This is a genomic window from Mesorhizobium sp. M0159, from assembly GCF_040322295.1.
Lineage (GTDB): Bacteria > Pseudomonadota > Alphaproteobacteria > Rhizobiales > Rhizobiaceae > Mesorhizobium.
Genome location: NZ_JAMYTF010000003.1, coordinates 291,508 through 313,885, shown reverse-complemented (window position 1 = coordinate 313,885; position 22,378 = coordinate 291,508). Strand labels below are relative to the sequence as shown.

The window sequence follows — 22,378 nt, the reverse complement described above, 5'->3', positions numbered from 1 at the left end:
GCCCCCACCCCTCGCCCAGCGCTGCGCCGCCGCTACTTGTTTGTTGACAGGCATGCGAGGCCTACATGTGGAATTTGGCAGCAGAGGGCTGGAGGCTCCTCAAGCAGAGCGTCATCGGCTTCATCGACGACAATGCGCTGAGCCATGGGGCGGCGATAGCGTTTTATGCCACGACCTCGCTTGCGCCGATCCTGCTCATCGTTGTCGCTATTGCCGGCATGGCCTTCGGGCACGAGGCGGCGCAACTCGCCCTTTCGGCACAGATCGCTGGCCTGATGGGGCCGCAAAGTGCCGAGCTGCTGCGAGCTACGATCGAAAACGCCTCGCAGAAGGAAGCCGGAACCCTCGCCAGCATTCTGGGGCTGGTCACGCTGTTCGTCGCCGCATCCGGCGTGTTCGGCGAGATGCAGCTGGGGTTGAACGAAATCTGGAAAGTCAAACCGACCGGGGCAACGATTTCACGAATGGTTCGGGCACGCATTGCAAGCCTGGGCCTGGTCGCCGCCCTCGGTTTTCTGCTCCTGGTGTCGCTGGTCGTAAGCGCTGCAATTTCGGCGCTCGGAGAAGTCATCAACGCCTACCTGCCGTTCGGCACCATCATCCTGAGCGCCATCAACGGGATCGTCTCGTTTGCCCTGATCACGCTGCTGTTTGCCGCAATCTACAAGGTGCTGCCGGACCGCAGCCTGCAATGGCGCGATGTCGGCATCGGCGCCGTGGTCACCGGGTTTCTGTTCACCATCGGCAAGTCGCTGATTGGCTGGTATATCGGAACCAGCGCCATCTCATCGTCATACGGCGCGGCCGGCGCCCTGCTCGTCGTGCTGTTATGGGTCTATTATTCGGCCGAGATATTTCTGCTGGGCGCCGAATTCACGCGAGCCTATTCGGTTCGACACGGCAGCCGGTCCGATTTGAAGAACAAGGTGGAATCGCATGACAAATGAGTTCACGCCGAAATTCGACCTCGCCGGCAAGGTGGTGCTGGTCACCGGGGCCTCGCGCGGCAGCGGCCGCGCCTGCGCACTCGCCTGCATGTGCTGGCCACATTCCGCTCGGCCGCATCGGCGACCCGATCGACGTCGCGGGCACCGTGGTGTTCCTCGCCTCGCCGCCGGCGTCACTGATCACTGGCGCGAAAATAATTGGTGGATGGCGGTTGGTCGGTAGCGTGATAGGACTCTTTGGCTGGTAGTGCGACACCGCTTCGCGAGCGCCGTCTCCCCACACCAGGAAGAAGCGCGCGGACTTCGCAAGGTTAGTCCAAGAGGTCTTTTATGAGCGAAAAATCTCAATCGAACGGTGAATTCGACGAACCGCGGAATGAGCCACTCTTCGCGGCTATCTCGCAGACAGACCCCGCCTTCCTAGCAGCTTACGATCGCGCGCTTGCGAGTGTGCCGACATTTGTCGAACATATCGAGGGAAATGCAGATGCCTTCTGTTCCGCGAAGCTTCGGTTTCGCGATCCCGACGAGTCCGTACGTCTTCGGGAGGACCACTTTGTTTTCCTTTGGCTTGCCGCTGTGCATTATCATGCTGAGGAGCGGCTATTTTCAGGTGCGTTTTTCGAGGTGCCACCCGAGCTTCAGAAATGGCATCAAGTCGGACAGCGACTTTCGTTTGAAGGCGATGATATTTTCGATTGGATGGTTCTCGACGCGGGGCACTTGCAGGGGGGATTCACATTACGTGTAACCCGAGACAAGCTTCCTGAGAAAGATCGTGGCTCATACGATCGATACATCGGGGTTTCGGTTTATCAGCCACTGCCGTCCTGATTCAACGCATGCTTGATAGCCTGGTCTTTCGTTGGAGGATTGGGCAGCCGCACTGGTCAAACCAGCTTTCTCATCCATCGCCGGCGAGCCAACCGACCATGTTCGCCATCAGTCTTCCGTAGAACGGCCATCCGAGGAAATCCTGCGAGAGCCAATGCGGGCCGATATCGGTTGCCCAGGCAATCGTGCGGCCGCGGCCATGGCTACCGACGGCAAGGAGCGGCCAGTCGGTGCCGCGATGGTGGCAGGTCGCCAGAAGCCGGGACGAACCGTCGCGCCTGAATTCCAGCTTGTTCATGCCGAGAATCGGCGGCAAAGGCCCCTCCACCCCGGAAAAAATCGGATGTGACGACTGCAGGATGGAGGCCTGCACGCCTTGCGGCACCTCCATGCCGTCGCAGTAGGGTAGGCAACGGACCGGCAGAACGTCCTCGACCGGGGTGTCGTGGAAACGCGCCGTCCCGAACATGCCCTGAAAGCCCATGTAACCGCCGGCCAGCATCAGCCCGCCGCCACCTTCGACATAGGCCTTGAGCACATCGAGGCGGTTGACGCCGACACGCCCGGCGCGGGCATCCGGCGTCACCAGCAATGTCAGGGCGCCGACGTCGGAGATCACCACCGCCTGATATTGGGCGAGCCCATCGAGGTCATAGGGAAACGCCGCGCTGCAACGCTCGCCGCCGATCTGCGTGACCGCGATGCCTTCAGTGGCCAGCGCGGCATTGAAGGCCGTCGCACCATTTGTCGAGGCCGCACTTGTAAGCACGTCGCTGCCGATGGCAACCGAGGTCGTCGCTGCAAAGGTTTCGCCTGGAAGCAATATCTTCATTGCCGCCCCGCACTGTTTTCATTCGAGAGGTTTTTAGGAAGGGCGCCGGATGGACCGGCGCCCCCTAGAACTCAAGCTCTATAGGATCAGAATTTGAACTCGGCCAGATTTTCGGGAGTCACGATCTTGGCCGGACCAAGGATCAGTTCGCCGCCGGCGCCAATCGTGTATTCGCCGAGCCTGCCTGCCGTGAACTTCTCACCCTCCTTGCCGGTGATCTTGCATTGCGCAAACGCCTGGGCCGTCTGATAAGTAAGATAGCCAAGATCGGTGACGTTCCACCAGATATCCTGAGCCGCTTCGTCCTTGATGTATTTCGAGATCAGAGTGGCCGGCGCGAGCCCGGTCAGCTTGACCTTGCCGATCATGCCCGCTTCCTCGAGTGCACGCGCGGCCGCCGGAAGGCCGATGCCTGCCGGGACGATGATCACCTTGAGATCGGGAAACGCCTGCACCAGCGCCAATGCCTGCTGCTGGTTGATCTGTTCGCTTTCTTCGCCATAGGCCACCTGCACCAGCTTCATTTTGGAGAACTTCGGCTCGGCCGCCATCTTCGCCTTCATGAAGTCGATCCAGGCATTCTGGTTGGTCGCCGTCGGCGTCGACGACAGGATCGCGAATTCGCCTTCACCGCCGCTGAGGGCGAATGCACTTTCGAGCATCATCTCGGCGAGGCTGTCGCCCTTCACCTGATTGACGAACACCGCACGCGCATCGGCGGCCACATCGGAGTCATACGAAATCACCCTGACCCCCTGCTGAACGGCGCGCTTCAGCGCAGGCGCGACGGCATTGGCGTCGTTGCCGGCAATTGCGATGACTCCGACCTTCTGCGACACGAGGCTGTTGATGAATTCGATCTGCGCCTCGGCGGTCGCCTGCGATGGGGCGACCTGCGTAGCGGTGCCGCCAATTTCCTTGGCTGCCTCTTGTGCGCCTCCGAAGGCCACTTTGAAGTAGGGATCCGTGTCGAGCTTGGGCAGGAAACCGACCGTTACGGGTTCCTTGGCGCACTCCTGGCTGAAGGCCAGCGAGCTTGGCGCAAGCAGAACCGCGGATGCGAGCAGGGCTAATCTAAACGCTTTCATTGTGACTCCTCCGTCAAAATTCGGGCTTGAAGGAAGGGGCCCGAGATCACCCCTTTGTCTCGCGCATTGCGCGGGATCTGCTGAGCATCTCCTGTGTGGAGCGCCAGTAATTGCCGACCAGCAGCGAGCCGATCAGAAGCAGGCCGATGATCATGCCCTGCGCGTCGCCACCGATCTGGTTCAGCGCCAGCACGTTGCGGATGATGGCGATCAGGACCAGTGCCAGCATGACGCCGGTCAGGCGGCCCTTGCCGCCAAAGACGCTGACGCCGCCGAGCAGCACGATGGTGATGACGTCGAGCTCCATGCCGAGCGCATTGTTGGCGCGGGCGTTGGAAAGGCGCGCGGTATAAACGATGCCGGCTATCGCCGCGACGACGCCCGAGACGACGAACAGGTTCAGCACCATCCGGCGCGTGTTTATGCCGGAATAGCGCGCCACTTCGGGGCTGCCGCCGAGCGCGTAGATGCGCTTGCCGGTCGGCGTCTTCTGCAGCACGACCGCAAACACCGGCGCCAGCACCAGGAAGGGCACGATGGTCCACGGTATCTCGGTGCCAGGCAGGTTGTTGATGCCGAAATCGACGAGCGCGGGCGGCAGGATGTTGACCGAGCCGGTGCCGAGCAGGATGTAGCCAATGCCTCGGTAGAGCGCCATGGTGCCGAGCGTCACAACCAACGACTGCAGTCCAAGGCCCGAGACCAGATAGCCGTTGAAGGCGCCGAGCAGGCCGCCGATGACGAGCGTCAGCGGGATTGCGGCAAGCGTCGGCACACCGGCCTGGACCAGCAAGCCAAAGACGACGGAGGTCAGCGCCAGCACCGAGGCGATCGACAGGTCGATCTCGCGGGTGATGATGAGCAGCGTCATCGGCAGGATCAGCAATGCCTTTTCCGAGGCGCTGGCGGCCAGTTGCGAGAGATTGAAGCCGGAAACGAAATTCGGCACGAAGATCGCGGCATAGAGGAAGATGGCCACGCAAGAGGTCGCCAGCAGCAGATCCCAGAAGTCGATCGAACGGAGGAACTTTTCACCGCGCCCTCGCCTGTCTTGCCTGCTCGGCACGCCGCACGATGAAGGTGTCGATGCCGATGGCCACCAGGATAACCAGGCCGTAGACGCCCTGCAGCCACAGCGGGTCGACGCGCACCAGCGTCAGCCCGTTCTTGGCCGCCGGTCGGGAGATACACGCCGGCCAGCAGCTTTACGCAGGTGCTCTTGCCGGCGCCGTTTTCGCCAAGCAGAGCCAGCACCTCGCCTGAGCGCAATTCGAAGGACGCGTCCTTGAGGGCAATCGTGCCGCCGAAGGCTTTTGTCGCCTGAACCAGGGCAACGGGGACAGCCGCGTCGCTCTTCACCATGGCGTCGGCTTCGCCTAATGCGCCCAAGTGCAGCACCTTTCCTCCCTGGTCCTGTTTTTTCAATTTGCTATATTAAATGGCCGAATGCCGCAACTGGAAAATTGACTTCCATGGCCGCGAAGGGCACTGTCGCGTCGCGCACGGGTGCGATTGGAGTGCTCGACCCCGCGGCAGCCTCAAAGCTGCAAGCGGCTGGAGTGGCTCTGCGGGAATGAATGGGGAGGCGCCGGTTTTGTCCGGAAAAGGCAGCAATTCGGTCAAGGTTCGGCATTATAACGAGCGCTTCGTGCTTGATGCCATTCGCCGCCTGAAGGAGGCATCCAAGTCCGATCTGGCGCGCGCCGCAAATCTGACGCCGGCCGCGGTCGCCACCATTGTCGACGGGCTGGAATCGTCCGGATTCGTAAAGCAAGTGGGGAAAAGGTTCGGGCAACGCGGATCGCCATCCACTCTCTACCGACTTGCACCTGAGCGTATCTACAGCGTCGGCATCAAGATCGGCCGGCGCGCGCTGGAAGCCGTGCTCGTCGACTTTGCCGGCGAGGTCCGCTCGCGCGAGTCGCACGAATATCGCTTTCCGGATCCCGACATGGTGCTCAAGGCCGGCAACATGTCGCTGGCCAATTTCGACAAGCTGGTCGAGGGGCTTGGCGATGCCAGCATCGTCGGCGTCGGCATCGCCTCGCCATATTTCCTCGGCGGCTGGAGCGAAGAGCTCGGCTTTCCCGACGATCTCGGCAGCCGCTGGGAAGCAATCGATCTGACGACGTTCTTCGCCACAAAGCCGAAGACCCCGGTCTTCGTGGAAAACGACGCATCATCGGCCGCACTCGCCGAACTCATCCAGGGGACCGGCGCGCGGTTCCGCGACTTCATGCATATCTCGATCGACACCTTTGTCGGCGGCGGACTGGTGCAAGGCGGCAAGGTCCATACCGGGCCCCACGGCAACAGCGCCGCGCTCGGTCCTTTGCCGGTCTCGCCTTCAAGCCTCGATTCGGTGGCGGCCAAGCCGGCGCGCTACCAGAGCCTGCTGCATCGCGCTTCGATCTATGTGCTGGTCAATCATCTCAAATCGCGCGGCATCGAGATCAACCGTGTGCGCGAACTCGATCCCTTGCCGCCGGGGGCGCGCGAGCCGCTGTCCGAATGGATCGACGATTGCGCCAATGCGCTGGTCGAGGCGATCATCGCCATCACCTCCGTCATCGACATCGAGGCGATCGTTCTCGACAGCATCCTGCCGCGGCCGATTCATCTCGAGCTGTTGGCAAAGGTGCAGACCCAGTTCAACAGGATCAGCGCCATCGGCATCGTGGCGCCGGAAATCGTGTCGGGACAATTCGGCCCCGAGGCTTCGCCGATCGGCGCGGCGATGCTGCCGTTCTCGGCACTGTTGGCGCCCGACAGCGGCGTGCTGATGATCGGCAAGGACAGAACAATGCTGCCGGGTAGCCTTTCGAGGCTTGCCAGCCAAGGCCAACCAGCAAGAAGCTCGGCGACTTCAACGGCATAAGATAGTGCCGCGAAAGAGCATCAAGCTCCGGACATCATCAACATCAGCTCACAGTCAGGCACGGGCACGGCGGGCTTTTTGCGCCGGCACCGGAACTTTTAGCGGCCGCTAATCTTCATTCGTCACCGACATGCAATGCTGATCGGTCCGCGCTCCGCTTTAGTGCGGGCCTAGGAAGCAAGGAGGAACATATGAACTGGGATCAAATCAAGGGAAAATGGACGCAGTTCAAAGGCAAGGCGAAAGAGCAGTGGGGTGACCTCACCGACGATGATCTTGATCGCATCGAGGGCAACCGAGACCAGCTTTTGGGACGCATCCAGGAGCGATATGGCATCGCCAAGGAAGAGGCGGAGCGCCAGGTTGATAACTGGTCCAGAAGCATCAGCTGAGCCTTTGGATGCAATGCCGTTTGCTGCCCACCACCGGGGTGAAACTCTGCGTCGCCCGCCGTGCCGACTGGTGCGGTGGGCTCTTTCGACAGCGAGGCGAGCGAGGAACCTTTAGCCATATCTGATGTTCTACTTGCGTGGCGGGCTTCGCCTCGGCGTGCACCCCACCCGGAGGCGAAGGAGTGCAATCATGAACAACATTATCTGGCTGGTCGGCGCGATCGTGATCGTAATAGCCATTTTGAGCTTTTTGGGTCTGCGATAGGCCTTAGCCCTCTCCTCGACCTCTTCGATTCAGCAACGGCTCCCTCTCGGCGTGGCCTCACTGCCCGTTGCATTCAAGCAGGTCAGACTTAGGTCCCAAGCAAGATACTCCAGGATTGGACCGAAGCCCCGGCTGGGAACGTAGCCGGCTGGCTCACGTTGTGGTGAGCTTTGGCGCGACGAAGATGCGTCCGGGCGGAAGAGTTCAAGCCAGGGAGGAGAGGCCCGACGCTCCGAACGGGCGGCGGGCCTGGGCGTAAATGCAAACGATCAGCAGGCTGTTCAATTCCCATGCCCAGGCAGCACGTGCCGTTGCGAGGCTTCAGGCTGCCGGGATTCGTCGCCGGCAAATCAGCGTGGTCGGATCTTACAATGACAATGATGAACCGATCAGCGTTGCTGGATATTACGACGATGAGATGAGCGCTCTCTGGCGAGGTGCCGTCGCTGGTGCCGCACTTGGCGCGACGGCTGGTCTGTTGGCCGGCTTCAGCGCTTTTGGAGCTCAAGACGTTGATCCTGCGGGGATGACCGGCATGGCCCTGGTCGGTGCGGCTTGGGGCGGCTTTGCCGGCGTGCTTCTCGGAACTTTTGCCAATTTTGCCCAGAAGCCGCGCAAGCCGAAGATCGCTGAGGGTGTCGTATTGGTGATTGCTCGCGTCGATGAAAGGCAGGCCGGCGCCGCGCATACGGTGCTCCGGAGTTTCGCGGAGATGCCTTCCGGGCCGATGAAGAGGAGCGCTTTGCCAAATTCAAGCCGGCTCCGCGTCCGATCTGGTGCCCGATGAAGTTTGTTTCGCGAAACGGGAATTCAAACCGGAGGCGCCCGACGAAAGCTTGGCAAACCAACACTTTGGAAGCATGCGGGCTACTTGCCGTCGTGTTGTCCTTTATTCTTACCGTTCTGTTGGTTGGTCTCATCCTTGGCTGAACCCATGCCCTTGCCACCGGCGACACTATGCCCGGCAATTGGCGAAGGTTGTGGCCAGTTCGAAGGATTAAACCATTCGTGCTAAGCGTTAATAGGTTATCGGCAAAAGTAGAGGGCGATCACGTGGACAAACGGGCTGAAGGAGACGCGGAGAAATTGGCTCGAGGCGAGTTCGAGCTCAAAGCCGAACGATATGGCGTGAACGCCTTTCTTCTCGTTGTCGAACTTGTAAATCTGCTGGAAAAGCGCGGAACGATCAGCAGCGACGACGTCGCGAAAATCGCCGAAGCCGCCGCACTTGCCGTTGCCGCATCCAGCGAACCCGACGTGAACAGCATCAATCTGTTTCAGGCCATCGCTGCCGCACGCCGGCCCAAATAGGCTTATATCAAATCCGCCAGCAATCGGCGCCAACCGATAAACGCTATGTTGAACTGATCTCGGTCGAGCGTACGGAGCCTTTCCATGTGCAATGACTACGAGCAGCACATCGCCTGGGCCGAATACTGCCGGATGATGGAATCGCTGGCGCTCAAAATCCCCAGCCATCAAACCGAATTGGATCTGCCGCAGGCGGATGACATCCACATCAACGACCCCGCGCCGGTAATGCGCGCCGCCGGCGACGCAATCGAACTGGCGTCGATGACGTTCGGCTTTCCCCCGGCCGGGCCAAAAGGCGGACCTGTATTCAACTTTCGCTCGGAGGGCCGGCAGTTCAGCAACAGCAAGCGCTGTCTCGTTCCGGCGTCGGCATTCTTCGAATTCACGGGAGCGAAATATCCAAAAACCAAGCACAGGTTCACGCTGAATGGCCATTCGTTCATGGCGATTGCCGGGCTGTGGCGCGAGGGTGTCGGCAACAAGCCGCCGACGTTCACGATGCTGACGACCGATCCGGGGCCGGATGTCGCGCCATATCACAATCGGCAAGTGGTTGTGCTGCGGCCATCGGACTGGGCGGCATGGATCCATCTGACGAAGTCCGAGGCTGAACTCATGCTGCCACTGCCGGAAGGGTCGCTCAGCGCGGAAACAGTTCGCGCAGGTTCCGAGTAGGATCCATCGGAAGACTGCGCGCGCTGAGCTACGGCCGCGCCGCATCGTCACGGCGATGCGCGCCATGCTCAGAACGAATGCCCGCGCGATATAAGCGCTTCAGCCCGGCTTGACGTAGCCGGCGGTGACCTCGTCTTTGTGGGCGGCGAAAGCTTCCAGGACTTCGGTTTTCTCAGGCTTCGGAATTTTGAAATGATCCAACGTCCGCCCGAGTTCGGCTGCGACCTCATCGAATTCCGCGGGGGAAATCCGCAGGTCGCGATGCGCCTCCTCGAGACCGAGCGGCGTCGTGCCGGGCTTGGTGGCGACGAACTTGAAGGGCCCGCCAGAAACGTCGCAGACCCACAGCGTGCGCATGAACTTAAGGCCGGGCAACCTTTCCAGGTTCTTGGTGTGCCATTTGCGCAGCTGCGGATTCTTGGACTTTTGGCCGACGATCGGGTTCCTCACGACGGCGTCGCTGAAATGATCGATCACCGCTGCGATGGCAAACACGCCGCCCAGCCGCTCATACAGACTTTTCTCGGATGTGGTTTTCTTCGTCTGCGCGAGCGCCTTGTCGACAGGCAATACCGACGTCGATGCGGCGGCCAGCGCCAGCGCGGCGACAACACTTCGTCTTGTGAGAGAAGTCGAAATTTTCATCCCTGGTTCCCTTCGAGGTTAGGCCAGAGCGAGCCGCAGCCTGTCTGGCGGGCTTCATGAAATGACATTCGGACACTTTGCCGTATTTTAGCATCGCCTAAAGAACTAACGAGCCCTTCGCCCGAATTATTCCGATTGGGCGCATTGTCATGGTCAACATGCGTCAAAAGGGGCGAAGGCCGCGCGGATGAGGAAGGCTTAGCAGGCGTCGCTGCACGCGGCAGAGGTCGCGAAGCCACTTCGGCCGCATCTGTGCCCCTGACCTTGGGCATTTTCCTTCTGTGTCGTGTTGTCGGCGGCAATCAGCCCCGGTAGGGGGCGTACAATCGCTTCCCGCGGCTTTGCCGGCTGCTTGCGGCCAATAGCTTGTGCTTTTCGAAGATCGCGAGCTTCTGCGGATAGGTCATCCGCACCTTGCGGTTGCACCCGTCGCATCTGAAGTGCGCGATTGTTCTTAGTGCGGAGCCCTTTCTTACCGCCGGGTGTGAGCAATCCGGACATTCGAATGTGAGCGCGACATCAGATAAGTCTTCGGCCAAACCCATTTCTATCCCCTTCGCAAGCTCGGTGGCTACACTCTGGCGATCATCAATGGGCAATTCAGATGCCAATCCGATTGTGCCAATGCGGGACTAGAACAATTCGCCTCGGAACGCCGCCTAGCTAGTGCGCCTTCTCTGCGCCTTTTGAGCGACGAAGAGACCTAACTTCCTCCAGCAGTTCGCGCTCATTGGTAGTCACGTTTCGGAAGATTGCGACAATCATCACCGCCAAGGCTTCGGCATCCAGGCTTAGAGGGTCAATGTGCTCATCTGCGCAAACCTGATCAAACACGCGTTCACAAATAGCCAAATCGTGAGGGCTGAGGCGAGTGCGATTGAAACGCCGGCGCGACATTTGCGAGCCTTCGAGGCCCGCTGCCCGTGCAAAAGAAGCGGGTCTTCGCAAGAAACGCGAGTCATTGAGCGATTGTTCCCGGCTGCAAGCTTTGTTAAGCAGCCTGCAGCAGGGCAGACTAGAACGCTTTCCCCGCGCGCATCATGGCGCGTGCGAGCGCCGGGAGGTGCGCGTGCAAGACCACTGTTTCGACGAGCTTGTGCGCGTGGCACTCGGCAGATCGCGGGGCGCCATATTTTTCGGCAACCTCGCCAACCGCGCACAATCATCATCGAGCAGGTCAAAGAGGCCTTGGAAGATGCGCCAGCGAAAACAATCTGGTGCTGCGAGAGAGGATTGAACTCTCGACCTCTCCCTTACCAAGGGAGTGCTCTACCACTGAGCTACCGCAGCCGCCGATGGCGGGGCTTCTGCCATATCGAACCGGCAAGCGCAAGGCCAAGACAAAGACGGGTTGAAAGGCCGCACCGGCGATTGTTCCGGACATGGCCGTGCCACAATGTTGGCTATCCCTTGATAGCACGCTGGCGGGTCGCCGGCCGGAGACGGGACGATGAACGACAAGACGCTTTCACCAAAAAAGGATGACCCACCGAAAAAGGCCGGAACGGGCCGCAAGGACCGGCTGGCCGAGCAGTTGCGCGCCAACCTGCAGAAGCGCAAGGCGCAATCGCGCTCACGAAGGACCGGCGACGCCGACAAGCGGCGCGCTGGCGAGGCCGACGAGCGGCCGGAGGGGCTGCAGGCGGCGATGAAAAAAGATTAACGCGAATCGGCTATGTTGGTCGCCGGTACTTTGGCCAAGTCGGCGTGGGCCAAAGTGGGGAGTAGCCTGTTTCTTGAACCAAGCCGGCCAATGGTCTAGATGGCCGCAACAGACTCAACCGATTTAAACCGGCCTTGGCGCCGAGGGGACGCTCTTCATGGATCGCATCAGAATTGTCGGCGGCAACAAGCTTGCCGGAAGCATTCCGATCTCGGGCGCGAAAAACGCTGCGCTGCCGCTGATGATCGCCGCGCTTTTGACCGATGACACGCTGACGCTGGAAAACGTGCCGCATCTGGCCGATGTCGAGCAGCTGATCCGCATCCTCGGCAATCACGGCGTCGACTATTCGGTCAATGGCCGCCGCGAAAAGCAGCAGGAAGGCTATTCGCGCACCATCACTTTCTCCGCCCGCAACATCGTCGACACGACGGCGCCTTACGAGCTGGTGTCGAAGATGCGGGCCTCGTTCTGGGTGATCGGCCCGCTGCTGGCCCGCATGGGCGAGGCCAAGGTGTCGCTGCCCGGCGGCTGCGCCATCGGCACACGGCCGGTTGACCTCTTCCTCGAGGGCCTGCAGGCGCTGGGCGCCGATATCGACGTCGACACCGGCTATGTCATTGCCAAAACCAGGAACGGCCGGCTTGTCGGCAACCGTTATGTGTTCCCGAAAGTTTCGGTCGGCGCCACCCATGTGCTGATGATGGCGGCCTCGCTGGCCAAGGGCGAGACGGTGCTCGAAAACGCCGCCCGCGAGCCGGAGATCGTCAACCTCGCCGAATGCCTCAACGCCATGGGCGCGAAGATCTCGGGCGCCGGCACGGCGACCATCACCATCGACGGCGTCGAGGCGCTGTCGGGTGCCCGCGTCAGGGTGATCCCCGACCGCATCGAGACCGGCACCTATGCGATGGCGGTGGCGATGACCGGCGGCGACGTCGTGCTGGAAGGCGCGCGGCCCGACCTGTTGCAGACGGCGCTCGACATCATTTCGCAGACCGGCGCCGAGATCACGCAGACTAATTCCGGCATCCGCGTCAGGCGCAACGGCGCCGGCATTTCGCCGGTCGACGTGACGACGGCGCCCTTCCCGGCTTTCCCGACCGATCTGCAGGCGCAGTTCATGGGCCTGATGACGATGGCCAAGGGCAAGTCGCGCATCACCGAGACGATCTTTGAAAACCGCTTCATGCACGTCCAGGAACTCGCCCGGCTAGGCGCCCACATCACGCTGTCCGGCCAGACGGCGATCGTCGACGGCGTAGCGAAACTGAAGGGCGCGCCAGTCATGGCGACCGATCTTCGGGCCTCGGTGTCGCTGGTCATTGCCGGCCTTGCTGCCGAAGGCGAAACCACGGTCAACCGCGTCTACCATCTCGACCGCGGCTTCGAGCGGCTGGAGGAAAAGCTGTCTGGTTGCGGCGCGGAAATCGAGCGCATTTCGGGGTAACGATAGCAGGCTCAGGTCGGCGCTGCCCCTCGCCTGCCTGCCGGCATCTTCTCGCCGTATAGGGACGGGAAGTAGGACCGCCTCGCGAAGAATTTCGCCAATCTCCGGCGTTGCGGAGAGGGTGCCGAGGTTGCGGCCAGCCCCTACACCCGTCCCCTATACGGGAGAAGGTCCCGGCAGGGGGATGAGGGGCGGCGCCGACCGGAGCGATTGCCTGGCCAAGACCTCCGGCGCGGTTGCACGAGCCGGAAAGACCGCCTAACAGAAGGTCGAATAATCAACTCGCAGGTGCGAATTCCGCATGAATGGCCTCAAGCTTGTCGCGCTCGACGATCAGGATCTGAGCATCATCTCGGCGCATCTCCAGGATGCCGTCATGAAGGTCAGCGATCTCGAATACCTGCCTTCGGTAAAGCGCTTCGTGCTGACCATGAACCGCTTCGTGTGGGAGGCGAAATCCGGCTTCTTGCGCCAGCACAATGAGCGGCGGCAGGCCGTGCTGCATTTCGACCGGGTGCTCGGCGCCAAGACCAGCGGCATTGCCCGCGACAAGCCGGACGAAGTGCTGTCGCTGCTGGCGATCAGCTTTCTCGCGCTCGACAAGCCGGCCGGCATCGTCGAGCTGATCTTTTCGGGCGGCGGCGCGATCATGCTCGATGTCGAATGCATCGAGGCACGGCTTGCCGATGTCGGCGGCGCCTGGGAAGCGACGTCGCGCCCGGTCCACAGGGTTTGAGCCGATGGCCATCACGCTTCGCCAGTCCGACGCCGATTTCGAGCAGCGCTTTGCCGCGTTCCTGCTGACCAAGCGGGAAGTCTCGGCCGATGTCGACGCCGTGGTGCGCGAGATCATCGCCAAGGTGCGTGCCGAGGGCGACGCGGCGCTGGTCGGGTACACGCAGAAATTCGGCGGCGGTGACCTGGCCAGGCTCGGCATCGCCGTCTCCAGGGACGACATTGCCAAGGCTTATGAGGCCGCCGATCCGCAGACGGTCGAGGCGCTGAAATTCGCGCGCGAGCGCATCCGCTCCCACCACCAGCGGCAGCTGCCGCAGGACGACCGCTACACCGATGCCGCCGGCGTCGAGCTCGGCTCGCGCTGGACGGCAATCGAGGCCGTCGGGCTCTACGTGCCGGGCGGCACGGCGAGCTATCCGAGCTCGGTGCTGATGAACGCGGTACCGGCCAAGGTCGCCGGCGTCGAGCGCATCGCCATAGTGGTGCCGGCCTCCGGCGGCGAGGTGCCGCCGCTGGTGCTGGTGGCAGCCGACCTTGCCGGTGTCTCCGAAATCTACCGCGTTGGTGGCGCCCAGGCGATCGCGGCCCTTGCCTATGGCACCGAGACGATAAAGCCCGTCGCCAAGATCGTCGGCCCCGGCAATGCCTATGTCGCTGCGGCCAAGCGCCAGGTGTTCGGCACGGTGGGCATCGACATGATCGCCGGGCCGTCGGAAGTGCTGGTCGTCGCCGACGGCAGCAACGATCCGGACTGGATCGCCGCCGACCTGCTCGCCCAGGCCGAACACGATGTGTCGGCGCAGTCGATCCTGATCACCGACGACACTGCCTTTGGCGCGGCGGTCGAACAGGCGGTGGAGCGGCAGTTGCAGAACCTGCCGCGCGGAGAAACGGCGGCGGCGAGCTGGCGCGATTTTGGCGCCATAGTCCTAGTGCCGACGATCGAGGCAGCACTGCCGCTGGTCGACCGCATCGCGGCCGAACATGTCGAGCTTGCCATCGACGACCCAGAGGCCTTCCTGGCGCGAATGCGCAATGCCGGTGCGGTGTTTCTCGGCCGCCACACGCCGGAAGCCATCGGCGACTATGTCGCCGGCTCCAACCACGTGCTGCCGACGGCGCGCTCGGCGCGCTTTTCGTCCGGGCTTTCGGTGCTCGATTTCGTCAAGCGCACTTCGATCCTGAAGCTCGGGCCGGAGCAGTTGCGGGCGCTGGCGCCGGCGGCGATCACGCTCGCCAAGGCGGAAGGGCTCGATGCACATGGACGCTCCGTCGGCATTCGGCTGAACATGTAGAAATGTCCGACTACGACCAAACCCGCGCCAGACTGATCGATGTCGAGCTCGACGAGACGATCGGCCGCTCGACGCCCGATGTCGAGCATGAGCGGGCGGTGGCGATCTTCGACCTGATCGAGGAGAACCGCTTCCAGCCGGTCAATGACGACGGCGCCGGCCCGTACCGGCTGAAACTGTCGCTGGCCGAATCCCGGCTGGTGTTTGCGGTGGCGCGCGAGGACGGCGCAGCCGTGGTCACCCACATCCTGTCGCTGACGCCGCTTCGGCGCATCGTCAAGGATTACTACATGATCTGCGAAAGCTATTACGATGCCATCCGCACCGCGACGCCCAGCCACATCGAGGCGATCGACATGGGCCGGCGCGGCCTGCACAATGAAGGCTCGCAGACGCTGATGGACCGGCTTGCCGGCAAGATCGAGATTGACTTCGACACGGCGCGCCGGCTGTTCACGCTGGTTTGCGTGCTGCACTGGCGAGGCTGAACTGGCCGCCCCGCTGCCCCGCCCGATCCTGCCCCGCTCGATCCTGTTTGTCTGCGGCATGAACGCCGTGCGCTCGCCGATGGCCGAATTGCTGGCGCGCAAGGTGCTTCCGCCCACCACCTTCGTCGCCTCGGCCGGGGTGCGCGGCGGCGAACGCGATCCGTTCGTCGATGCCGTGCTGGCCGAAGAAGGGCTGTCGCTGGGCGAACGGCACCCGAGAACGATGGACGACCTCGAGGACGATTATTTCGACCTGATCGTGACGCTGGCGCCGGAAGCTCACCACACCGCGCTCGAGCTCACCCGCTCGCTGGCCGTCGAGGTCGAGTATTGGCCGATGCCCGACCCGACCGGCGTCAGCGGCACGCGCGAGCAGATCATGGCCGCCTACCGCGACGTGCGCGAGCGGCTGAAGGCGCGGATCGGCCGCCGTTTTCTCGGCAACGGGGCTAAAAACGCCGCGGATTAAGCATGTTCACAAGCGGACGTTTATCATATAGGTTCCGCGCAACTTTCCGGCCGGGGCGCTGGAAGTACCCATCCAAGCAAAGGTATCGAATGCCGAAGGAAGAAGTCCTCGAGTTTCCGGGTGTCGTGACGGAACTGCTGCCCAACGCGATGTTCAGGGTCAAGCTCGAAAACGAACATGAAATCATCGCCCATACGGCCGGCCGCATGCGCAAGAACCGCATCCGCGTTTTGACCGGCGACAAGGTCCTGGTCGAGATGACGCCCTACGACCTGACCAAGGGCCGCATCACCTACCGCTTCAAGTAAGTTCAAGGACCCGGCCGGGATCGCGATGGGCATTTTGCAGAAGCTCGTGCTTGCCTCGGGTTCGCCGCGCCGGATCGAGCTGCTGCAGCAGGCCGGCATCGAGCCGGACCGTGTGCTGCCGGCCGATGTCGACGAGACGCCGCTGCGCGCCGAGCACCCGCGCTCGCTGGCCAAGCGCCTGGCAACACAGAAGGCCGAGAAGGCGCTGGCTTCGCTGAAGACCGAGACGGACTACCTGCCGAGCTTCGTGCTGGCCGCCGACACGGTGGTTGCCGTCGGGCGGCGCATCCTGCCCAAGGCCGAGACGCTCGACGACGCCGCCAACTGCCTCGGGCTTTTGTCCGGCCGTTCGCACCGGGTCTATTCCGGCATCTGCCTGATCACGCCGGGCGGCAAGCAGCGCTTGCGGCTGGTGGAGACCAGGGTGCGTTTCAAGCGGCTGCCGCGCGAGGAGATCGAGGCCTACATCGCATCCGGAGAATGGCGCGGCAAGGCCGGCGGCTATGGCGTCCAGGGGCTTGCCGGCGCCTTCGTCGTCAAGCTTGTCGGCTCCTACACCAACGTCGTCGGCCTGCCACTCTACGAGACGGTAGCGCTTTTGAGCGGCGAAGGGTTTAAGGTGCACGCCAACTGGCTGTCGGGTGCGCGGATATGAGCCCGGACGACAAGGTCACGCCGTTGCGGCCCAAGCGGCCCTGCCCCGAATGCGGCAAGCCATCGGCGCGCGAAACCTACCCGTTCTGCTCGACGCGCTGCAAGGACATCGACCTCAACCGCTGGCTGAAGGGGGTCTACGTCATCCCGGGCCGCGACGACGAAGACGAGAACGACGACCAGAAATAGCGCCGTCCACCTGCGGTTTTCCACAGGCTTGGGACGGTTTCGCAGCCGCGATCGTGACCGATGATCGGCCTTGCGGACTGCCTGTCGTTTCCCGCCTGAAATCAATGTCCAGAACTTGTTCCATCCGGGCACTGTCGGACGGAACAGGTTCTGGCGTTTTGTTTGAGCATGATCTTTTCCGAAAACCGGATTCCACTTTTCGGGATCATGCTTTTTGTTTGAGCATGATCTTTTCCGAAAACCGGATTCCACTTTTCGGGATCATGCTTTTTGTCTGAGCATGATCTTTTTCCGAAAACCGGATTCCACTTTTCGGGATCATGCTCTAAGCGCTGGACAGGCCGAATTCCCGTGCTATAACCCACGCGCTTTCAAGGGGTGCCGACGGCGCTTTCATGAACCCGGTGTGCAGATTGCCGCCCGCCGGAGCAGGCCCAGATAGCTCAGTTGGTAGAGCAGCGGACTGAAAATCCGCGTGTCGGTGGTTCGAATCCGCCTCTGGGCACCACTACTTCCTCATATAAAATCACTCAATGGCTTGCGGTGTCGCCAACTTGGCGACTTACGGCATTTCATGTCGCGCCGTGTTGCGAACTGTTACCGTTGATTTTCAAGGGTTTCCTGCGACTGTCGGCAACTCCACGCGACATGAACGCGACATGGGCACGCGCAAAGCGCGCCGTAGCCGCTTTCAGACGTTCTCTCATGCGTCTTTATGGTTCGAGATGCGTGGGCACTGTCTGCGAGAGGCTTACAGGCCGGCAGGTGCGGCATCGGGCCAAACCGGAGTTCATACGCAGGCATTACGAGGAATTCGCGTCCCGCAATCGGCAGGGAGATACTTGAACCTCAAGACGTCTGGAAATTACGGCGCGAACCCGCGTTACGTTGCCGGAATCCCCCAACCTACGAAAGTACCTCGCGACGTCGGGATGCTTGCGATCGTCCTGCCTCAAAAGGGCAAGTGCATCGTTGGTCACCGGCGAGCGCCGTCGCCAAACGCACTGATGAGCAGAGGCGAGCAGCGCTTTGTCTGATTGAGCCAAGCGAAGCGCAGCCAAAAACGACACTCGATACTTTCCTGCCAATAGCTTCAACAAAGACCAGCCTCATGGCAAATGCTCGGTTTCAAATTTCATGTGCCCGCCGGCTTTACCGCTTTCTGGCAACCACCAGGAAATTCTGCGCAAGCTCCGCCGGAATCCTGGCACTTGCGCAGATCCTTTCAAACGGCACGATCAATATTTCGCAGAGTCTTGGCAGCAATTTCCCGGGTCGCGGCAAAAAACCGTACCCAACTATCCGCTCGACAATAAAGCCGTTTGCAATGAGCGTCTGCTCGTATCCTTTAATGCTCAAAGTGTGGCGGACTGTCCCTCCTGCATAACGGTTCAGAATGCGGCAGACCAGCCCTATTGGCGAGGTCGCATTCATGTGGATATTCGAGATTAGCAATCCACCTTCGTTCAAATGCGCGCTGATGGCCGACAGTGCATCCTTCCTGAGCTCATCTTCAGCATTGAGGAAGAATCTGAATGCCGTGACCACGTCGAACCTTTCGGCGAGCGGAGAGAGCGTAATATCAGCGCGGACCAATTTCACGTTCTTCGGAACCCGTGCGCTAGCCAGCATAGATTGGGAGATGTCAACGCCGACGACTTCACCAAAAAATTGAGCTGCGATATTTGCTATGCGGCCTGTGCCGCATGCGAAGTCCAGGCATTTCCGGTTCGGCCCGCCGACAGGCAGGAGAGTACGTTCGACCAAGGGCTTTTCGATACCCGACCACAGAGCTGCATAGTAGCCGGACCGGAACGTGTCGGAGTAATGGGCACCGTACCCATCCGTCTGGTGGCTTGCTCGGTAATCCCGACGAGCGGGTGCACGGTTCTCATGGACGCTGCCTAACGGTCGCCGCTGCGCCCGTAGAAATCTGCGAATGCCAACGAACGATCTCACCGTGAGCACCATGCAACTCGCGCCTCTAGTCTGGCCCGACGCATGCCGTCGCGGGCAATCCGTGCCCCACGATGCGCGCGACGACCTGTTCGAAATTGCGTGGGTCGAGGCCGTCGACACGCATCAGCGGCCATTTGTCTTGCAGGCATTGGCCGATCTCCCTCGCGATATCCGCTTGCTTCAGGCCCCTGACCACTCCGACTTCGAGAAGGCGCTCGAGGTACGGCTGCCGCGCATACCGCTCAATGAGGCGGTGGCGCAGCGTTTCCCCGGGCGCGTCGACTTGAATGAGGAGATCCGGTCGCGGCAGGAACGTCATGCAATTACGAACCATGTCGATACTTGGATTTCGTGCCAACAGGACGAGCGCACACAACGCCTGAACGATGCCCTCTTCGAAAATGAAGTACCCTTCTGAGGCCTGCGCCGTATTCCAGGCTTCGAAGAGCAAAACGACGTCGATCTTCAGACGCAACGCCCATATTCGACTTTTTGGAGGGATCGATGCCAAAAGCCGCGCAGCGGCCCCCTCGCTCGGCGGGGTCGAGAACAAGACCGGACTCGCGGTGGCGAGCTTGTGCACCAGACGCTGGATGCCATGGCGTGTCTCCGGGCCTTCATCCTCGACCGAATCGACTTCGCTGCCGAAAGACACAAAATCAATCCGGCGATAGCCATTGACTGTCTTCACACGGATGTCGCGTTTCGCCAGCTCACGGCAAAGGGCGCGGAGAAGGGTCGTCTTGCCTGCACCAGGCGGACCGAACAACTCGATAATCATGTAGGGACCTCCCGAACAGGAAACAGAAAGATCGGATGAAGCGAGCTCGCCCGCTCCGGCGGTGTGGCGAGCGTAAACACTCTGGCATCCGCCTGGCCGAGTTGACCCCGCTCGCTGGCATCCTGCTGACGCCGCAAAAAGATTTGGAGGAGATGCGATGCGGCGGGAACTGCCTTTCCATGGCGTGCAGTCCCGCCTGTCGAGCCGCGACAGCGTTGCCGGTTGACTTGGGAACTTGCAATTGCTTCTCGATCGCCTGCGCTTGCGGCTGGTTGACACGCCTGTCGCTGTCGAACTGGCTCGTCGCCCGTGCCATCTCCTGATCGAGCGCGTGCCCCACGGTTGCCCGTTGGTCGACGTCGGTCGTTGTGGCTTCCAGGCGTGCGAGCCTCGACGACGCCGACCCCGCCGCCTGCGCCAACACCTCCGTCGTCGCGCCGCTTGCGCCCATAGGAACATGGACCTCAGAAAGTCTCTAAATTGCCTGGTGATCGGAGCTTACTAGGAGTGCCGAACCATACCATCATCCATCTGAATGACTGTCGGCACCACGGCACGCGTGTTTGGGCGCTGAACAAGGCAACGAGTTCAGGCCGAGCGGGCGCTTTTGGCTTGACGCGACACAAACGCGACATTCGACCTAAAATCTGAACAATATCAATCACCGACAGCGGACTGAAAATTCGCATGTCGGTGGTTCGAATCCGCCTCTGGGCACCATTTTTCCCTGTACGGCCCGGAGATGGGTAACAGTTTGTACCTAAGACATGGGTGACAACCTCGCGCCGATCGGATTGTCGATGGCGTGCAAGAATTATCTGGACCATGGCGCCAGCGGCTCCTGCTCGCCGGCCAAATGTCGATGAAGAGCATCTTCGGCATCTTGGATCCCACTCTGGCCATAACCGGTCTACAGACCGAGGGCGCAGCCGTCCTTGCGCGGTTCAGAACCGCCCAGCAGGGTCCCGTTTGCCCAATCGATGCGAATGGCCTGCGCACCGCCGATCGGGTCCGTGGCGGGAATGATTTCGAAACCGCGTCGGCTAAGTTCAGCTACGGTTTCGCCAGCGAGCCCGTGTTCGGCCTGGACGTTCATGGTGCCGCTGACGGGGGCGACCCGCGGCAGATCAATCGCCTCCTGCAGATCCATCCCGAAGTCGAGCACCTTCGTCAGCAGGTGCGCGTGGCCCATTGCCTGGTAGTAGCCACCCATAACGCCGAAAGGCATTTCTGCCCGGCCGTCTCTCGCAAGCATCCCGGGTATGATGGTATGCAAAGGTCGCTTGTTCGGCGCCACTGCATTGGGGTGCTTGGGGTCAAGCGAAAAGCTTTGCCCGCGATTGTGCAAGACGACACCGGAGCGTGGCGAGACCAGGCCCGAGCCAAAGCTGTCGAAGACCGAGTTGATGAAACTGACCGCATTGCGATCCTTATCGACAACGGAAATATAGGCCGTGTCGCTGTGCAGCGGCATATCGAACGCCGGCAGGTCCGCGCGGGCGCGCTTTAGGTCAATCATGCCGGCCAGACGATCGGCCCAGGCATTCGACAACATGTCGGCCACCGGGACCTCGGACGCATCAGGATCGGCGACGAGCAGGTCACGCGCGGCGTAAGCGAGGCGTGTTGCTTCGATTTCCAGGTGAAGCCGGTCCGCGGATTGCGGGTCGCCGTGCGCTTCGAAGCGCGAGAGGATGTTTAGAATGAGCAGCGCGATCACACCCTGGCCATTCGGCGGACATTCGAACACATCGCAGCCTCGGAACGCCGTGCTGATCGGGGTCACGTATTCGCCTGTTGCCGAGGCGAAATCTTCGAGTGTGTGCAATCCGCCGAGCCCACGAAGATAGGCGACCATGTCACCGGCCACAGGGCCAGTGTAGAAGGCCTCTCGTCCCTTCTTGGCGATCAGCCGCAGCGTTGCAGCCAACTCAGGCTGGCGATGCACTTCGCCAACGCCTGGCGCACGGCCGTTTGGCAGGAAAATCCGTTTCGCGGCTACATCGGAGGCCAGAAGTTCTTCTTCCAACGCCCAGTCACGATGGACCCGCGGTGAAATGGCGTAGCCTTCCTCGGCGAAACGTATAGCGGGGGCCAGGATTTGATCGAAGGGCATATGCCCATGATCAGCGTGCAATCTGGTCCAGGCATCGATTGCTCCCGGGATGGTGACGGAGCCAGGAGAATTGCGGGCCACCTCCGCCATGCCACGTTCGAGGAACCAGTCAATTGTGAGGGCGGCGGGTGTCCTGCCCGATCCGTTGTAGGCGATGACCTCGCCGTATCCGTTTCGCGACAGAAGAGCGAAGCAGTCGCCTCCAATGCCGGTCGAGGCTGGCTCGACGACACATTGCACCGCGCAGGCTGCGATGGCGGCATCCATGGCGTTGCCGCCGGCCGCCATGATCTCCACCGCCGTCAGGGTCGCCGACGGATGAGAGGTGGCGGCCATGGCCTCGCGTGAAACGACAACCGAGCGCGTTGGTTTCTCAAAATTTCGCATGCTATGCCCTT

Annotated in this window: 23 protein-coding genes, 2 tRNA genes and 2 pseudogenes; 17 read left to right on the top strand and 10 right to left on the bottom strand. The window is 61.4% G+C overall.

All coding sequences use genetic code 11. The features are described from left to right. The first annotated feature begins 65 nt into the window (after nt 1–65). The 3 genes and pseudogenes from NKJ32_RS05125 (at nt 66) to NKJ32_RS05115 (ending at nt 1,781) form a co-directional block, all read left to right on the top strand. Entirely contained in the window at nt 66–947 is an 882-nt protein-coding gene (locus NKJ32_RS05125) for a YihY/virulence factor BrkB family protein (protein ID WP_352571644.1), read from the top strand. A gap of 86 nt (nt 948–1,033) precedes the next feature. After that, nucleotides 1,034–1,175 (top strand): annotated as a pseudogene (locus NKJ32_RS05120) (SDR family oxidoreductase); the annotation flags it as partial. A 102-nt stretch (nt 1,176–1,277) separates the two neighbouring features. Continuing rightward, the gene (locus NKJ32_RS05115; RefSeq protein WP_352577524.1) at nt 1,278–1,781 is read left to right on the top strand and encodes a DUF2314 domain-containing protein; all 504 of its coding nucleotides are present in this window, start codon (nt 1,278–1,280) and stop codon (nt 1,779–1,781) included. Nucleotides 1,782–1,851: 70 nt separating this feature from the next. Here the strand turns inward: NKJ32_RS05115 and NKJ32_RS05110 are convergent, their stop codons facing one another. From NKJ32_RS05110 to NKJ32_RS05095, 4 genes and pseudogenes are all read right to left on the bottom strand, one after another. Then, on the bottom strand, nt 1,852–2,613 hold the full coding sequence (locus NKJ32_RS05110; RefSeq protein ID WP_352826936.1) for a glutamine amidotransferase: 762 nt from the start codon (nt 2,611–2,613) through the stop codon (nt 1,852–1,854). Between the two features lie 86 nt (nt 2,614–2,699). Continuing rightward, nucleotides 2,700–3,701 carry a rhamnose ABC transporter substrate-binding protein gene (locus NKJ32_RS05105; RefSeq protein ID WP_023677420.1) on the bottom strand — a complete coding sequence of 334 codons (1,002 nt, stop codon included), beginning with the start codon at nt 3,699–3,701 and terminating at the stop codon, nt 2,700–2,702. A 46-nt stretch (nt 3,702–3,747) separates the two neighbouring features. Then, complete coding sequence (locus NKJ32_RS05100) at nt 3,748–4,680, bottom strand: ABC transporter permease (protein ID WP_352826934.1); 933 nt, start codon at nt 4,678–4,680, stop codon at nt 3,748–3,750. 191 nt (nt 4,681–4,871) lie between these two features. Further along, nucleotides 4,872–5,063, bottom strand: a pseudogene (locus tag NKJ32_RS05095) (ATP-binding cassette domain-containing protein); the annotation flags it as partial. A gap of 232 nt (nt 5,064–5,295) precedes the next feature. On the opposite strand from NKJ32_RS05095, the gene NKJ32_RS05090 reads away from it, so the two are divergent. Beyond that, on the top strand, nt 5,296–6,579 hold the full coding sequence (locus tag NKJ32_RS05090) for an ROK family transcriptional regulator (RefSeq protein WP_352577521.1): 1,284 nt from the start codon (nt 5,296–5,298) through the stop codon (nt 6,577–6,579). A gap of 191 nt (nt 6,580–6,770) precedes the next feature. Next, complete coding sequence (locus tag NKJ32_RS05085; RefSeq protein WP_023719429.1) at nt 6,771–6,971, top strand: CsbD family protein; 201 nt, start codon at nt 6,771–6,773, stop codon at nt 6,969–6,971. A gap of 353 nt (nt 6,972–7,324) precedes the next feature. Here NKJ32_RS05085 and NKJ32_RS05080 read toward each other — a convergent pair whose 3' ends face one another. Then, nucleotides 7,325–7,924 carry a hypothetical protein gene (locus NKJ32_RS05080; protein WP_352826933.1) on the bottom strand — a complete coding sequence of 200 codons (600 nt, stop codon included), beginning with the start codon at nt 7,922–7,924 and terminating at the stop codon, nt 7,325–7,327. 269 nt (nt 7,925–8,193) lie between these two features. On the opposite strand from NKJ32_RS05080, the gene NKJ32_RS05075 reads away from it, so the two are divergent. Beyond that, on the top strand, nt 8,194–8,547 hold the full coding sequence (locus NKJ32_RS05075) for a hypothetical protein (RefSeq protein WP_352826932.1): 354 nt from the start codon (nt 8,194–8,196) through the stop codon (nt 8,545–8,547). Between the two features lie 84 nt (nt 8,548–8,631). After that, nucleotides 8,632–9,225, top strand: coding sequence for an SOS response-associated peptidase (locus NKJ32_RS05070; RefSeq protein ID WP_352457048.1), 594 nt, complete (start codon nt 8,632–8,634; stop codon nt 9,223–9,225). A 99-nt stretch (nt 9,226–9,324) separates the two neighbouring features. Here the strand turns inward: NKJ32_RS05070 and NKJ32_RS05065 are convergent, their stop codons facing one another. Both NKJ32_RS05065 and NKJ32_RS05060 read right to left on the bottom strand, forming a co-directional pair. Continuing rightward, entirely contained in the window at nt 9,325–9,870 is a 546-nt protein-coding gene (locus tag NKJ32_RS05065; RefSeq protein ID WP_352457047.1) for a group I truncated hemoglobin, read from the bottom strand. A 1,215-nt stretch (nt 9,871–11,085) separates the two neighbouring features. Then, a tRNA-Thr gene (locus NKJ32_RS05060) sits at nt 11,086–11,160 on the bottom strand. A gap of 160 nt (nt 11,161–11,320) precedes the next feature. On the opposite strand from NKJ32_RS05060, the gene NKJ32_RS05055 reads away from it, so the two are divergent. The 10 genes from NKJ32_RS05055 (at nt 11,321) to NKJ32_RS05010 (ending at nt 17,632) form a co-directional block, all read left to right on the top strand. Next, nucleotides 11,321–11,533, top strand: a complete 213-nt coding sequence (locus NKJ32_RS05055; protein WP_352571653.1) for a hypothetical protein — start codon at nt 11,321–11,323, stop codon at nt 11,531–11,533. Between the two features lie 157 nt (nt 11,534–11,690). Next, nucleotides 11,691–12,983: a UDP-N-acetylglucosamine 1-carboxyvinyltransferase gene (murA, locus tag NKJ32_RS05050; RefSeq protein ID WP_023677408.1), complete on the top strand. Its 1,293-nt coding sequence runs from the start codon at nt 11,691–11,693 to the stop codon at nt 12,981–12,983. A gap of 301 nt (nt 12,984–13,284) precedes the next feature. Then, nucleotides 13,285–13,719: a DUF2948 family protein gene (locus NKJ32_RS05045; RefSeq protein ID WP_023677407.1), complete on the top strand. Its 435-nt coding sequence runs from the start codon at nt 13,285–13,287 to the stop codon at nt 13,717–13,719. A gap of 4 nt (nt 13,720–13,723) precedes the next feature. Further along, nucleotides 13,724–15,016: a histidinol dehydrogenase gene (gene hisD, locus NKJ32_RS05040; protein ID WP_352577518.1), complete on the top strand. Its 1,293-nt coding sequence runs from the start codon at nt 13,724–13,726 to the stop codon at nt 15,014–15,016. Nucleotides 15,017–15,018: 2 nt separating this feature from the next. Next, nucleotides 15,019–15,504 (top strand): UPF0262 family protein, encoded by a 486-nt coding sequence (locus NKJ32_RS05035; RefSeq protein ID WP_292663977.1) that lies wholly within the window; start codon nt 15,019–15,021, stop codon nt 15,502–15,504. Between the two features lies 1 nt (nt 15,505). Further along, nucleotides 15,506–15,973: an arsenate-mycothiol transferase ArsC gene (locus NKJ32_RS05030; protein WP_280952102.1), complete on the top strand. Its 468-nt coding sequence runs from the start codon at nt 15,506–15,508 to the stop codon at nt 15,971–15,973. Between the two features lie 89 nt (nt 15,974–16,062). Next, a complete protein-coding gene (gene infA, locus NKJ32_RS05025; protein ID WP_006200926.1) occupies nt 16,063–16,281 on the top strand; it encodes a translation initiation factor IF-1 in 219 nt (72 codons plus the stop codon). Nucleotides 16,282–16,306: 25 nt separating this feature from the next. Then, complete coding sequence (locus NKJ32_RS05020; RefSeq protein WP_023677403.1) at nt 16,307–16,936, top strand: Maf-like protein; 630 nt, start codon at nt 16,307–16,309, stop codon at nt 16,934–16,936. Further along, nucleotides 16,933–17,124, top strand: coding sequence for a DNA gyrase inhibitor YacG (gene yacG / locus NKJ32_RS05015; protein WP_023677402.1), 192 nt, complete (start codon nt 16,933–16,935; stop codon nt 17,122–17,124). The genes NKJ32_RS05020 and yacG overlap by 4 nt, the downstream gene beginning before the upstream one ends. Nucleotides 17,125–17,556: 432 nt before the next feature. Then, nucleotides 17,557–17,632 (top strand) — tRNA-Phe (locus NKJ32_RS05010). 644 nt (nt 17,633–18,276) lie between these two features. Here the strand turns inward: NKJ32_RS05010 and NKJ32_RS05005 are convergent. From NKJ32_RS05005 to ggt, 3 genes are all read right to left on the bottom strand, one after another. Continuing rightward, on the bottom strand, nt 18,277–18,891 hold the full coding sequence (locus tag NKJ32_RS05005; RefSeq protein ID WP_245274725.1) for a class I SAM-dependent DNA methyltransferase: 615 nt from the start codon (nt 18,889–18,891) through the stop codon (nt 18,277–18,279). 217 nt (nt 18,892–19,108) lie between these two features. Continuing rightward, nucleotides 19,109–19,864 (bottom strand): AAA family ATPase, encoded by a 756-nt coding sequence (locus tag NKJ32_RS05000; protein WP_051406149.1) that lies wholly within the window; start codon nt 19,862–19,864, stop codon nt 19,109–19,111. A 910-nt stretch (nt 19,865–20,774) separates the two neighbouring features. Beyond that, nucleotides 20,775–22,367 (bottom strand): gamma-glutamyltransferase, encoded by a 1,593-nt coding sequence (gene ggt, locus NKJ32_RS04995; protein ID WP_352698116.1) that lies wholly within the window; start codon nt 22,365–22,367, stop codon nt 20,775–20,777. Nucleotides 22,368–22,378: the final 11 nt, after the last annotated feature.